Source organism: Gilliamella sp. LMG 34361 (assembly GCF_984569075.1).
In genome coordinates this window covers 542,063-555,356 of sequence record NZ_OZ474903.1, presented here as the reverse complement: position 1 = coordinate 555,356, position 13,294 = coordinate 542,063, and the positions used below count along the sequence as shown (strand labels likewise).

The following is a 13,294-nucleotide window of genomic DNA, read 5'->3' as shown; positions in this document are numbered from 1 at the left end:
TAAGCAGTCGAATTGGTGGGTCTGAGTGGACTTGAACCACCGACCTCACCCTTATCAGGGGTGCGCTCTAACCACCTGAGCTACAGACCCAATAAAGTGACTCTTTCTAAACAAACAATCTGTGTGAACACTTACGAGCACTTCGTAAGGAGGTGATCCAACCGCAGGTTCCCCTACGGTTACCTTGTTACGACTTCACCCCAGTCACGAATCACACCGTGGTAAACGCCCTCCCGAAGGTTAAGCTATCTACTTCTGGTGCAACCCACTCCCATGGTGTGACGGGCGGTGTGTACAAGGCCCGGGAACGTATTCACCGTGACATTCTGATTCACGATTACTAGCGATTCCGACTTCATGGAGTCGAGTTGCAGACTCCAATCCGGACTTAGACGTACTTTGTGAGGTCCGCTTGCTCTCGCGAGGTCGCCTCCCTTTGTATACGCCATTGTAGCACGTGTGTAGCCCTGGTCGTAAGGGCCATGATGACTTGACGTCGTCCCCACCTTCCTCCGCTTTATCAACGGCAGTCTCCTTTGAGTTCCCGACCGAATCGCTGGCAACAAAGGATAAGGGTTGCGCTCGTTGCGGGACTTAACCCAACATTTCACAACACGAGCTGACGACAGCCATGCAGCACCTGTCTCACAGTTCCCGAAGGCACTCTCGCATCTCTGCTAGATTCTGTGGATGTCAAGACCAGGTAAGGTTCTTCGCGTTGCATCGAATTAAACCACATGCTCCACCGCTTGTGCGGGCCCCCGTCAATTCATTTGAGTTTTAACCTTGCGGCCGTACTCCCCAGGCGGTCGATTTATCGCGTTAGCTTCGGAGCCCATCACTCAGGGCAACAAACTCCAAATCGACATCGTTTACAGCGTGGACTACCAGGGTATCTAATCCTGTTTGCTCCCCACGCTTTCGCATCTCAGCGTCAGTATCTGTCCAGAAGGCCGCCTTCGCCACCGGTATTCCTCCACATCTCTACGCATTTCACCGCTACACGTGGAATTCTACCTTCCTCTACAATACTCTAGTTAACCAGTTTTAAGTGCAATTCCTAGGTTGAGCCCAGGGCTTTCACACCTAACTTAATTATCCGCCTACATGCCCTTTACGCCCAGTCATTCCGATTAACGCTCGCACCCTCCGTATTACCGCGGCTGCTGGCACGGAGTTAGCCGGTGCTTCTTCTGTAATTAACGTCAATTGATGCACCTATTAGATACATCACCTTCCTCATTACCGAAAGTACTTTACAACCCGAAGGCCTTCTTCATACACGCGGCATGGCTGCATCAGGGTTTCCCCCATTGTGCAATATTCCCCACTGCTGCCTCCCGTAGGAGTCTGGACCGTGTCTCAGTTCCAGTGTGGCTGGTCATCCTCTCAGACCAGCTAGAGATCGTCGCCTTGGTAAGCCTTTACCCTACCAACTAGCTAATCCCATATGGGTTCATCAAATGGCGCATGGCCCGAAGGTCCCATGCTTTGGTCTCTCAACTTTATGCGGTATTAGCAGTCGTTTCCAACTGTTGTCCCCCTCCATTCGGCAGATCCCCATACCTTACTCACCCGTCCGCCACTCGTCATCAAGTGCAAGCACTCATGTTACCGTTCGACTTGCATGTGTTAAGCCTGCCGCCAGCGTTCAATCTGAGCCATGATCAAACTCTTCAATTTAAAGTTTGATGCTCAATAACTGTCTCTGACATAATTCAAATGAATCTTCAGTGTCACTTATCAAGACTTAATTTTTTTCAGTCCGTAGACTTTTAATTTTTCGTCTCGCAAGTGCCCACACAGATTGTCTGTTTCTTCTTTTTAAAGAGCTGACAGCGTTTTAATTTACTTCACAATTTCTTGTTTCAGTTTGCTGTCTCAAGGGCTGCGTATACTACGCTACACCTTTTTATTCGTCAAGATCTTTTTTTAAAATTTTTGATCTTGTTCACTTACACTGTTTTTGTCTGCTTATCGCTGACGCCGTGTCAGTGGATGCGCATTATAGGGAGTATAAAAAAACGTGCAAGTGATTATTGCAATATTTATTGCTGTTTGTCTTTTTTTTACACAAAAGGCATTAAAAATAAACTAAAACTATACATTTTGTAATAAATTGACCTTTCGTCCCTTAATGTATTGGTTAAATTACCTATTATATAAAGTATATTATTTTTAAGGCTGACATTTATGATTCTGCCTTAATTTTTTTCGGCAAATCAGCTAAACTATCAATTAACCAATCAGCTTGAGCTACAGCTTCTTCCGTTATTACATCACCTGTTTTAACCAATACTGTTTTTTTAACACCCGCTCGTTTACCGGATAATAAATCTGAAATTCTATCACCAACCATATAGGAATTTGCAATATCAATATTGAGTTCTTTAGCAGCAGTTTGAATCATACCAGGACTTGGCTTTCGACATTCACAATCATCAACAAGAGGATCATGAGGACAATAATACACACCATCGATGTCAACACCTCGGTCTTGTAGTGACCAATCCATCCATTCGGTTAAGGTGTTGAATTGTTCGTCTGTAAATATATTTCTAGCAATACCAGATTGATTGGTCGTGATAACAAGCAAAAAACCCATCTTTTTGAGCTCTTGCATTGCGTCAATAACACCATCAATAAAGTGAAATTTATCAATAGTGTGGACGTAATTGTAATCTATATTAATTGTACCATCTCGATCTAAAAATATAGCTGGTTTCATATTTAATCATCTTCCTTTTAGAGGCGTATCTATCTAATTTTTATATAGGATATTATTGATTGACTTAGATGTCTAGACGTCTTAATATTTATCTATTCATATTTCTTAGTATATATTATGATAAAACTTGAACACATCTCAAAAACATTTAAGCACAATAAAACCACTATTCATGCTTTAAAGGACATTTCATTATATGTTCCAAAAGGTAAAATTTATGGTGTTATTGGCAAGTCTGGTGCTGGTAAAAGTACATTAATACGTTGTGTAAACCTATTAGAAAAACCAACTAGCGGAAAAATATTTTTTGATAGTCACGATATCACCCATTTACCTAATCGAAAATTAATTGAAGTACGTCGAAAAATCAGTATGATTTTTCAGCATTTCAATTTACTATCATCTAGAACAGTATTTGATAACATCGCTTTTCCACTTGAATTAAATAAAACCCCTAAAGCGGTAATTAAACAAAAGGTAAATGAACTTATTGAACTGGTTGGTTTAAGTGAAAAAGCGGATGTTTACCCAGCTAATTTATCTGGTGGACAAAAGCAACGCGTTGCTATTGCTAGAGCGTTAGCAAGCGATCCTAAAGTATTATTATGTGATGAAGCAACCAGCGCACTTGACCCTGAAACAACACGCTCAATTTTGGCATTATTAAAAGATATTAACCAAAAACTGGGGTTAACCATTTTATTAATCACCCATGAAATGGATGTTGTTAAACAGATTTGCGACCAAGTAGCGGTAATTAGTGACGGTGAATTAGTTGAACAATCTTCAGTCGGAGAAATGTTTTCACATGCAAAAACTGATATCGCAAGACAATTTATTCAATCGACCTTACACCTCACTATTCCAGATGATTATTTGGCAAGACTTAAACCAGAACATAAAGAGGGACTTAATCCACTTGTTCGTTTAGAATTTTCTGGTGTGTCGGTTGATTTACCTTTACTGTCTCAAATAGCTAAAGAATTCGAAATTGATAGTAATATTATTAGTGCTCAGATGGATTATGCTGGTGGTGTTAAATTTGGTTTAATGTTAGCAGAAATGAAAGGAAAACAGAAAAGCACAGCTTCTGCAATTGCGTTTTTAGAAAATAACAACACCAAAGTTGAGGTTTTAGGCTATGTTTGATTTTATCCCTCCATTTAAACCATTTGAATCACTATTTCGCTATTTAGCTCAGCATGGTTTCTGGGCAGATTTTGTTGCTTTTTGTTCTTCATTTAATGGCTTTAATGAGGCAATGCTATTTAAAATTGCGCAAGCTACAGATGATACTATTTATATGGTTTTTTTATCAGGCTTATATGGAACACTGATTGGATTACCGCTAGGCATAATTTTATATGTAACCCGAAAAGGAAACATTCTAGAGAACTATATTGTTCATAATATCGTTTCATTTGTAACAAATATATTCCGTGCCATTCCTTTCATTATATTAATCGTGTGGATAAAACCATTTACAGTGGACGTAATGGAATTCACCACTGGACAAAGCACTTTTTTAGGAAGACAAGGCGCTTTAGTTCCATTAAGTATTGGTGTTGCTCCTTTAATTGCAAAAATGATTGAAAATGCATTACTGGATATTCCAAAAGGATTGATAGAAGCAGCTCGTTCAATGGGCGCGACACAATTACAAATTGTGTATAAGGTTTTACTTCCTGAATCATTACCAATAATTATTAATAGTATGACAATAACTTTAATAACATTAACTGGCTACATAGCATTAGGTGGAGCAGTAGGTGCTGGGGGTCTTGGTCAACTAGCTCTTCAATATGGTTATAATAGTTATAAGCCTGCTATAATGAATACAGTTGTTGTATTATTAGTTATATTTGTATTCCTAATTCAATTTATTGGCAATACTATTGTTAAACGCGTTACCCATCATTAATTTTGGAGAAATTTATGTCTATAAAAAAATTAGCGCTAATTACCACATTGGTAAGTGCATTTTTCTTAACTGGCTGTGACAATAAACAATCAACTGCAACTGATAACAAACCTGCAGAACCAACAAAAGTAAGTTCTATTAAAGTTGGTGTAATTTCAGGTCCTGAACAAGAAGTAGCTGAAGTAGCAAAACAACAAGCTAAAAACCTTTATAACCTAGATGTTGAACTTGTCATTTTCAATGATTACGTTACCCCTAATCAAGCATTAAATGATGGATTAATCGATGTTAACGCTTTTCAACATAAACCATATTTAGATGAGCAAATCAAAGAAAGAGGTTATAAATTAACCGTTGTTGGTAACTCATTTGTTTATCCTATTGCAAGTTACTCAAATAAATTAAAACCGATTGATAATAACAGTGAAACAGGTGAAGGAGTAAAAGTAACGTCACCTCGTGGCGAAACATTCTTTATTCCAGCTAAATCAACAATTGCCATCCCTAATGATCCAACGAATTTAGGTCGTGCATTGCTTTTATTACAACATGAAGGTTTAATTACTGTTGATAAAGCAAAAGGCTTATTACCGACGGTACTTGATATTACTGGTAATCCATATGAATATAAAATTATCGAACTTGAAGCACCAATGCTTCCTCGTTCATTAGATGATTCACAAGTCGATCTCGCTATTATTAACAACGCATTTGCTGGGCAAGCAAATTTAACACCAAGCAAAAATGGTATTTTTGTTGAAGATAAAGAGTCTCCATATGTTAACATCATCGTATCGCGTGAAGCTGATAAAGATAATGAAAACGTGAAAAACTTTGTTAAAGCTTACCAAACTGATGCCGTAGCACAAAAAGCCGACCAAATATTTAATGGTGGCGCAATTCGTGGTTGGTAATGTTGAATTATGACTTATTCAATTCCGTCGGCATTGTCGACGGAACCCTTTAAAATAATTAAGTAATCAATAATGACATATCAATTTGAACCAATTGGTGTCATCCGCTCACCTTACAGAGAAAAATTTGCTGTACCACGTCAACCCAATTTGGTTAAAGCTGCTCAAGGTGAATTGCATTTAATTGCACCATATAACGATCCTATCAGTGTTAAAGGATTAGAACAATTTTCTCACATATGGATTTTATTTCATTTTCACCAAGTTGATCCGACCAAAAAGCGATTAATGGTGCGTCCTCCACGTTTAGGTGGAAACAAAAGCTTAGGCGTATTTGCGACTAGATCCCCATTTAGACCTAATAATATTGGTCTTTCAGTTGTAAAATTGCTTGATATTATTGTTGAACAAAATCAAGTCATTTTAAAGCTTGAGGGATTAGATCTCGTAGATGGTACACCAGTAATTGATATAAAACCCTACTTACCTTACTGTGACAGTCATCCTGAGGCAAACGCGGGTTACGCGCAAATCATCCCGGAACAGCAGCTTGAAGTTTCGTTTTCAGTACAAGCTAAATTATTTCTAGAATCCCAGCAAAATTATCCTCAACTTACCATACTAATTGAACAAGTAATATCACAAGATCCTAGACCTGCTTATAAACGAAAAAACTGTCATGAACAAACCTATGCCATCTCATTATATCATTTCAATATTAAATGGAAGGTAACAGGTAAACTAGCAATCGTTGAAGATATTCAAATTGTTGGTCGGTAAATTTAATTTATTCAAACAATAAATTCACCTAATGATCTTTTTGTAATTAAAGGTTTATTTTGTAAAGATCGTTTACAAAAAAATTATGCAAAACAGATAATATTGGTTGGTAAATAAATTCGATTCTGTTAAATTAGATGCGGGTTTAATTCCCTATATTTCACTTTGCCACTAAAATTTTACAATCTTAGTGGCACTTTTATAAATCAATGATAATTATTATTTTTCTTGTTTCTTAACTCCGCTATGTCGATAGCATCAAACAGATAATGTTTACCGCAATAATCGCAATGAATATCAATCTTACCACCATCTTCATTTAAAATATCATCAACTTCGTTAGCCGGTAATGTCATTAAACTATCTTCGCAACGTTGTCGTGAACAACCACATTTAAATACAATATGGTGTGTTTCAAACAGACGCACTTCCTCTTGATTATAAAGACGATACAAAATCTCATCGGTAGGAAGCTGAAATAACTCATCACGGGTAATTGTTTCAGTTAAGGCACTTAAATGCTCAAACGACGCTTGAGTATTTTCATTTGCAGGCAACACTTGCAATAAAATCCCGGCCGCCATTGGCTGGTTATTATATACGCCAGTTTTAACAAATAAACGCGTTGGCAGTTGTTCAGACTGCATAAAGTAATTTTCAATACAACCAATTAGCGTCTCTTTTTCTAATCCAACAATACCTTGATAACGCTCGCCTCCTTTAGGTGTTATGGTAATTACAATATAACCGTTACCAACCATTTCTTTGAGAGTTGCATTATCGGCAATTTCACCATTTACGCGCGCAACACCACGTAATTCTTGTTGATTGTTGCCATTGACTACCGCTAACGTCAATGGTCCATCCCCTTGTAACTGCACTGCGATATCGCCGTCAAATTTCAACGTTGCAGTTAATAAACTGGTTGCTACTAATAATTCACCTAATAAATTCTGTACCGCAATAGGATAATTATGGTTTTCTAAAATAGATTGGTATGTGTTTTCAAGTCGAGTAATTTCTCCACGAATAGGATGATTATCAAATAAAAACCGATTTAAGGTATCCATATTAATTGCCTTGTTGTCTATCATATTTAAATTTAATTAATGTCCGCCGCTCTTTTTTATCTGGTCGTCGATCAGGATGCGGCATAGTTAATGCGTTAAGTTTTCGAGCCTCAGCAATATTTTCCCGTTTGGTAATGCTCTCCAAGGTTTCTTGGTAAAGATATTCAGCTTCTCTAGCTGGCCTACGTTGATCACTAATGGCTAAAACACGAATTGTTTTTTGTTCATTGCCCTGTCTAAGGGTTAATATAGCACCAACTTCAACAATTTTACTTGGTTTTGCTCGTTGACCATTATAGTGGACTTTGCCACCATCAATCATATCACGAGCGATGGAGCGAGTTTTATAAAACCGAGCCGCCCATAACCATTTATCTAATCTTACTAGATACATTGTTTCCTCATTTATAACTTAATACATCTGAAAACGAATATAAGGATAATTATATTAAAATCAATGTGGTGAATAAATTGAATACTCATTATCGTTAGTAAAAAATGTTCCTGAAAGGCTAAATGGCGAAATTTCACCATGTAAATCAGCACGATAATTTAATGATTCAGGCGGAGTTTCAACTAACTTCCATTGATTTAACAGTTCACTAGTAATCCCTTTAGCAATAATATGTAATGATTCAAACTCGGTTTGCAAAGGATTTATCGTTGCGGTTGCATCAAGCGTACCACTATTAATTAATGCGCTAAAACTCAATAACGCTCGATGCTGACTATCAAAACTCACCGACAAATTAGGATATTTAACCGCAATTTTATTAATTGTTGCATCATTAGCTTTAAAAAATAACGAGCCTGAATATATGCCAAACTTTTTATCTTCCACTAACCTAATGTTGGTTCCAGAAACATTAAAATCGGTGAGATTAAATGGATAGTCAGACTTAGTGCTAATTAACGTACTTGGCAATACAGTTAGTTGATCAATATCGACTTGATTGAATATATTAGGTAATAACCGTTGTTTTAAGTCATCAGGTAACTGATAATTAATACTGGCTAGTAATAATGTTTTTAAATGTAATACATTGTTTTTCCAGTTGCCAGTTAAATGGACATTACCATCACTCCACCCTGCGACCGCTTTTAAAATGTCTACTTCATCATCTTTGCAAGATAGTTGCAGTAATAATGATGAAAATATTTCATCAAACCACACAACATTATCAGCACTAATAATGAAATTACTTTGCTGTAACTGCCACTGATGATCATAACCAATGTTAGTTATCTCCATATTACCCTTTTCTATCACTAAATTAGGTAATTGAATATTACTATCAAATATCGAAAATTCTTGTAGTTTGAATGTTGGTAGCTCAGACAAGTATCTGTTTAAATCAGTCTCATTATTAGCTTGAAAATGTATATTGTTTAATTTTAATTGTGCTATATCCAAACTACCATCTGCTAGCATTTTTAATTTACTAACAAAAAAACCATTATCAATATTACCGCCTAAATTAGTAATTGAAGTTATACCATCACGGTAATATCCTTGCAGTAACACGCTATTAACCACCTTTTGCTTAAACAATACTTGCTGGGCAGTAAAATCGAATTGATATGGTTGTTTACTCGTTAGATTAAACGGTTTTATACCCCCATTAATTTGTTGTAACAACAGAGAATCTTGAGCATTATTCAATGAAAAATTTAAGGTTGTATTATAAAACTGTAACACATTTGCCGTAAAATTCGATTGACTGATTTGAGAACCATTTAGCGTCCCATCAATGATATTGATATAATTAAAATGATGGAATTGCCATAAATTTTGCTTATCAAAGCCAATGATTAATTTACCAATATTAGCGACTTCTTGCTCATCTTTTTTTACCAATAAATTATCTACGCTTAACTCATAAAAATTAGCAAAGGAATGATTTATTTTGCCAATTGTAATAGAATAGGCGCTCAGCCTTGATAATTGTTGGCTTACTATTTTGGCACCAAAATTGGTCTGCAACAAAAAATAGCCAACTACAATTAACAACCAGAAAATCGAAAAGAGGATGATTAAACTAAATCGTAATCGTCTCATAAATAAGCTAAATAGTTAAGATGAAGGGTTGAATTTGTATTACGATACCTGATTTTAGCTAAAATAGCACTTGATTTTGCTATAAATGATTTGTTGTTAAACTTGTTTTGAAGTTAATATATAACTAATGCCAATTGTAACATCAGAATAACAAACTAAATTAATAATTTATCTTTCTTCTAATTAAGATGAACATTTGTTATTCTTTTTATTTACTATATAAATAGGAAAAAACCGAGATGAAACAGATCCCAATGACAGTAAAGGGAGCCGAATTATTACGTGCAGAACTTGAAGAACTAAAAAATGTAAAAAGACCTCAAATTACTGCCGCCATTGCTGAAGCTAGAGCACACGGAGATTTGAAAGAAAACGCTGAATATCATGCAGCAAGGGAGCAACAAGGATTTTGTGAAGGCCGTATTCAAGAAATCGAAGGTAAATTGTCTCAAGCACAAGTTATCGATATCACTAAAGTTAAAAATACCGGTCGTATTATATTTGGTGCAACCGTCACGGTAGTGAATACTGACACCGATGAAGAAACAACCTACCGAATTGTTGGTGACGATGAGGCGGATTACAAACAGAATTTAATTTCAGTTAACTCTCCAATTGCTCGTGGACTTATTGGCAAAGAAGATGGTGATACCGTACAAATTAAAACACCGGGCGGCGATGTTGAATTTGATATTATTAAAGTTGAATATATTTAATAAAACGGCTGCAATAAAAAAACAGGGCAATTGCCCTGTTTTTTATTTTGGTAAAGAAATTTTCTGCTCTTCGCTTGGTCTGAATATGGTAAAAATAGAGCCGATTTGCTGAACGGCTAGCGCTTTTGTTTCGCGGATAATGGCTTCACAAATCAGCTTTTTTGTCTCACGATCTTCAGCCGCGATTTTAATTTTAATTAACTCATGGAAATTTAAGGCATTTTCAATTTCAGCAAGAACACCTTCGGTAAATCCATTAGCACCAATCATCACTATCGGTTTTAAGTGATGAGCTTCACTTTTTAAGTACTGTTTTTGTTTATTCGATAAATTCATTAATTTTTTATCACATTAAGTTGTAATTTTGCTATTCTACCCTTATATATATTTGTAATCAATTGAAGTGATCTCTATACATTAAGGATTTATTCGCTGTGAGTAACAAAAAACGCTCAGCAAGCTCTACTCGTTGGCTTAATGAACATTTTAAAGATCGTTTTGTGCAACAAGCACAAAAAAAAGGGCTACGCTCCAGAGCATGGTTTAAATTAGAAGAAATACAAAAAAGTGACAAACTATTCAAACCGGGAATAACTGTCGTAGATCTAGGGGCAGCGCCGGGAGGATGGTCACAATATGTTGCATCACTCATTGGCAATAAAGGAAGAATTATTGCTTGTGACCTATTACCAATGGATCCCATCGTTGGCGTTGATTTTTTACAAGGTGATTTTCGGGATGAAGCCGTATTAAATGCCTTGCTTGAACGCGTTGGCGAAGAAAAAGTACAAGTTGTCATGTCTGACATGGCACCAAATATGAGCGGACAACCTGCCGTTGACATACCTAGAGCCATGTATTTAGTTGAACTTGCATTAGATATGTGTAAAGACGTTCTTGCTCCAAATGGGAGTTTCATCGTTAAAGTATTCCAAGGTGAAGGATTCGAAGAGTATCTAAAAACGGTAAGATCACTGTTTAAAACAGTCAAAATTCGCAAACCAGAAGCCTCGCGTGCACGGTCTCGAGAAGTATATATTGTCGCGATGGGGATGAAGTAGCCAGCCGGACAATTTTGTAGTACTATACTTGGTTAATTTTAGTCGTAACTATTAATTTTATGAGAGGTTTTTCTTTTGAACGACATGGTAAAGAATTTACTGATCTGGGGGGTTATCGCGGTAGTATTAATTGCTGTATTCAACCAATTCAGCACGCTATCCAATAGCGGTCCTCAAGTCGATTATACCAAATTTAATTCGGATGTAACGAGCGGTAAACTTAAAGAAGTGCATATTAACGGCCGCGAAATTGTTGCTACAACTAAAAGTAGTGGTAATTATGTTACTTATATCCCTTATCTGGATGAAAAGCTAGTTGATAATTTGGTATTAAATGATATTGCTGTTTATGGTAGCCCAGATGAAAAACCAAGCTTATTGGTTAACATTTTGATTTCTTGGTTCCCAATTATCCTACTACTTGGTTTTTGGTTTTTTGTTATGCGCCAAATGCAAGGTGGAGGTAAAGGTGGTCCAATGTCAGTTGGCAAAAGTAAAGCCAAAATGTTAACGCCAGATCAAGTTAAGACTAAATTTACCGATGTAGCCGGCAGTGAAGAAGCCAAACAAGAAGTTACCGAAGTTGTCGATTTTTTACGTGATCCAGGTAAATACCAAAAATTAGGTGGTCGCATTCCAAAAGGTATTTTAATGGTAGGACCTCCGGGTACTGGTAAAACATTACTTGCTAAAGCCATCGCTGGTGAAGCCAATGTGCCTTTCTTTAGCATTTCAGGTTCTGATTTTGTTGAAATGTTTGTTGGTGTGGGAGCTTCTCGTGTCCGTGACCTATTTGAACAAGCTCGCAAACATTCACCTTGTATCATCTTTATCGATGAGATTGATGCTGTTGGCCGTAAACGTGGTGCAGGTTCAATGGGTGGTCATGACGAACGTGAACAAACTCTTAACCAAATGTTAGTTGAAATGGATGGTTTCGAAGCAAATAGTGGTATCATCATTATTGCAGCAACCAACCGTGTTGATATTTTAGATCCAGCATTACTTCGACCTGGTCGTTTTGACCGCCAAGTTCAAATTGGCTTACCTGATATGAAAGGCCGTGAACAAATTTTAGCCGTTCACGTGCGCAAAGTGCCACTTGGTACTGATGTCAATTTATCCGTTCTCGCTCGTGGTACACCAGGTTATTCTGGCGCTGAGCTGGCAAACTTAGTCAATGAAGCCGCACTATTTGCCGCACGTCGTAATAAACGTGTTGTCACAATGGACGAATTTGAGGAAGCCAAAGATAAGATCAACATGGGCACAGAACGACGTTCTTTAACCATGACTCAAGAACAACTTATTTCAACTGCTTATCATGAAGCTGGACATGCTATTATCGGTTATTTAATGCCTGATCATGATCCAATCCATAAAGTAACTATCATCCCTCGTGGCCGAGCATTAGGGGTAACGTTCTTCTTACCTGAAGGCGATCGAGTTAGTGAAAGCCGAGAAAAATTAGAAGGTGATATCGCCACGCTATATGGTGGACGTCTTGCCGAAGAACTGATTTATGGTGTTGATAAAGTTTCAACTGGTGCATCAAACGATATTAAAGTTGCCACTCAATATGCCAGAGCAATGGTTACCCAATGGGGCTTTTCTGATCGTTTAGGTCCGTTATTTTATGAAATGGATGATAATTCATCTTATGGCCGACCAAAAGATATCTCTGATGAAACTGCGCGAATTATTGATGAAGAAGTTAAAAAAATTATCGATCGTAATTTTGAACGAGCACGTAAAATTTTAACTGAAAATATGGACGTACTTCATGCAATGAAAGATGCATTAATGAAATACGAAACCATTGGCGCAAAACAAGTTGCTGATTTAATTGCTCGTAGACCAATTAGTGCACCTGATGATTGGACAGAAAGTGATGAACAAGCAGCAAAAGAGATTCCAAATGAGGGTAGTGATATACCAACTCAGTCAGAAGATTGATGATGATTAAACCTAAAACGCGCTCCGGCGCGTTTTTTATCATTAAAAATCAATTAATTTTCAAAAATAGAAACCAAACAGCATTACTC

12 protein-coding genes, 1 tRNA gene and 1 rRNA gene are annotated in these 13,294 nt (G+C 37.0%); 7 read left to right on the top strand and 7 right to left on the bottom strand.

The window, feature by feature from the left end; all coding sequences use genetic code 11:
• Window positions 1-13: 13 nt before the first annotated feature.
• The 3 genes from AC5LXI_RS02710 to gmhB all read right to left on the bottom strand — a co-directional run bounded on the left by AC5LXI_RS02710 (window position 14) and on the right by gmhB (window position 2,728).
• Window positions 14-90: transfer RNA gene (locus AC5LXI_RS02710), tRNA-Ile, on the bottom strand.
• Window positions 91-145: 55 nt separating this feature from the next.
• Window positions 146-1,683 (bottom strand): 16S ribosomal RNA (locus AC5LXI_RS02705).
• 508 nt (window positions 1,684-2,191) lie between these two features.
• Window positions 2,192-2,728: a D-glycero-beta-D-manno-heptose 1,7-bisphosphate 7-phosphatase gene (gene gmhB, locus AC5LXI_RS02700; RefSeq protein ID WP_493443414.1), complete on the bottom strand. Its 537-nt coding sequence runs from the start codon at window positions 2,726-2,728 to the stop codon at window positions 2,192-2,194.
• A gap of 117 nt (window positions 2,729-2,845) precedes the next feature.
• Between gmhB and metN the strand changes: the two genes are divergently transcribed.
• From metN to tsaA, 4 genes are all read left to right on the top strand, one after another.
• Window positions 2,846-3,877 carry a methionine ABC transporter ATP-binding protein MetN gene (gene metN, locus AC5LXI_RS02695; RefSeq protein ID WP_493443413.1) on the top strand — a complete coding sequence of 344 codons (1,032 nt, stop codon included), beginning with the start codon at window positions 2,846-2,848 and terminating at the stop codon, window positions 3,875-3,877.
• Between the two features lie 112 nt (window positions 3,878-3,989).
• Entirely contained in the window at window positions 3,990-4,649 is a 660-nt protein-coding gene (locus tag AC5LXI_RS02690; RefSeq protein ID WP_493444239.1) for a methionine ABC transporter permease, read from the top strand.
• 14 nt (window positions 4,650-4,663) lie between these two features.
• A complete protein-coding gene (locus AC5LXI_RS02685) occupies window positions 4,664-5,563 on the top strand; it encodes a MetQ/NlpA family lipoprotein (RefSeq protein ID WP_493443412.1) in 900 nt (299 codons plus the stop codon).
• Window positions 5,564-5,632: 69 nt separating this feature from the next.
• Window positions 5,633-6,343 (top strand): tRNA (N6-threonylcarbamoyladenosine(37)-N6)-methyltransferase TrmO, encoded by a 711-nt coding sequence (gene tsaA, locus AC5LXI_RS02680; protein WP_493444238.1) that lies wholly within the window; start codon window positions 5,633-5,635, stop codon window positions 6,341-6,343.
• A 206-nt stretch (window positions 6,344-6,549) separates the two neighbouring features.
• On the opposite strand, the gene hslO is transcribed toward tsaA, so the two are convergent.
• Genes hslO through AC5LXI_RS02665 form a run of 3 tightly spaced genes read right to left on the bottom strand, consistent with a single transcriptional unit; the run spans window position 6,550 to window position 9,472 of the window.
• A complete protein-coding gene (gene hslO / locus AC5LXI_RS02675; RefSeq protein ID WP_493443411.1) occupies window positions 6,550-7,437 on the bottom strand; it encodes an Hsp33 family molecular chaperone HslO in 888 nt (295 codons plus the stop codon).
• The gene (hslR, locus tag AC5LXI_RS02670; protein WP_493443410.1) at window positions 7,415-7,807 is read right to left on the bottom strand and encodes a ribosome-associated heat shock protein Hsp15; all 393 of its coding nucleotides are present in this window, start codon (window positions 7,805-7,807) and stop codon (window positions 7,415-7,417) included. Before hslR ends, hslO begins: the two co-directional genes overlap by 23 nt.
• A 60-nt stretch (window positions 7,808-7,867) precedes the next feature.
• Window positions 7,868-9,472, bottom strand: coding sequence for a hypothetical protein (locus tag AC5LXI_RS02665; RefSeq protein WP_493443409.1), 1,605 nt, complete (start codon window positions 9,470-9,472; stop codon window positions 7,868-7,870).
• A 239-nt stretch (window positions 9,473-9,711) separates the two neighbouring features.
• Between AC5LXI_RS02665 and greA the strand changes: the two genes are divergently transcribed.
• Window positions 9,712-10,188 (top strand): transcription elongation factor GreA, encoded by a 477-nt coding sequence (gene greA, locus AC5LXI_RS02660; RefSeq protein ID WP_493443408.1) that lies wholly within the window; start codon window positions 9,712-9,714, stop codon window positions 10,186-10,188.
• 42 nt (window positions 10,189-10,230) lie between these two features.
• Here the strand turns inward: greA and yhbY are convergent, their stop codons facing one another.
• Entirely contained in the window at window positions 10,231-10,524 is a 294-nt protein-coding gene (gene yhbY / locus AC5LXI_RS02655; protein WP_493443407.1) for a ribosome assembly RNA-binding protein YhbY, read from the bottom strand.
• A gap of 98 nt (window positions 10,525-10,622) precedes the next feature.
• Between yhbY and rlmE the strand changes: the two genes are divergently transcribed.
• Both rlmE and ftsH read left to right on the top strand, forming a co-directional pair.
• The gene (gene rlmE / locus AC5LXI_RS02650) at window positions 10,623-11,249 is read left to right on the top strand and encodes a 23S rRNA (uridine(2552)-2'-O)-methyltransferase RlmE (RefSeq protein ID WP_110424375.1); all 627 of its coding nucleotides are present in this window, start codon (window positions 10,623-10,625) and stop codon (window positions 11,247-11,249) included.
• Between the two features lie 75 nt (window positions 11,250-11,324).
• A complete protein-coding gene (gene ftsH / locus AC5LXI_RS02645; RefSeq protein ID WP_493443406.1) occupies window positions 11,325-13,205 on the top strand; it encodes an ATP-dependent zinc metalloprotease FtsH in 1,881 nt (626 codons plus the stop codon).
• Window positions 13,206-13,294 lie beyond the last annotated feature (89 nt).

Excerpts from the sequence above, each read along its gene's own strand:
- gmhB (WP_493443414.1), bottom strand. The coding sequence starts at position 2,728 with ATGAAACCAGCTATATTTTTAGATCGAGATGGTACAATTAATATAGAT.
- metN (WP_493443413.1), top strand. The coding sequence starts at position 2,846 with ATGATAAAACTTGAACACATCTCAAAAACATTTAAGCACAATAAAACC.
- AC5LXI_RS02690 (WP_493444239.1), top strand. The coding sequence starts at position 3,990 with ATGCTATTTAAAATTGCGCAAGCTACAGATGATACTATTTATATGGTT.
- AC5LXI_RS02685 (WP_493443412.1), top strand. The coding sequence starts at position 4,664 with ATGTCTATAAAAAAATTAGCGCTAATTACCACATTGGTAAGTGCATTT.
- hslO (WP_493443411.1), bottom strand. The coding sequence starts at position 7,437 with ATGATAGACAACAAGGCAATTAATATGGATACCTTAAATCGGTTTTTA.
- hslR (WP_493443410.1), bottom strand. The coding sequence starts at position 7,807 with ATGTATCTAGTAAGATTAGATAAATGGTTATGGGCGGCTCGGTTTTAT.
- AC5LXI_RS02665 (WP_493443409.1), bottom strand. The coding sequence starts at position 9,472 with ATGAGACGATTACGATTTAGTTTAATCATCCTCTTTTCGATTTTCTGG.
- greA (WP_493443408.1), top strand. The coding sequence starts at position 9,712 with ATGAAACAGATCCCAATGACAGTAAAGGGAGCCGAATTATTACGTGCA.
- yhbY (WP_493443407.1), bottom strand. The coding sequence starts at position 10,524 with ATGAATTTATCGAATAAACAAAAACAGTACTTAAAAAGTGAAGCTCAT.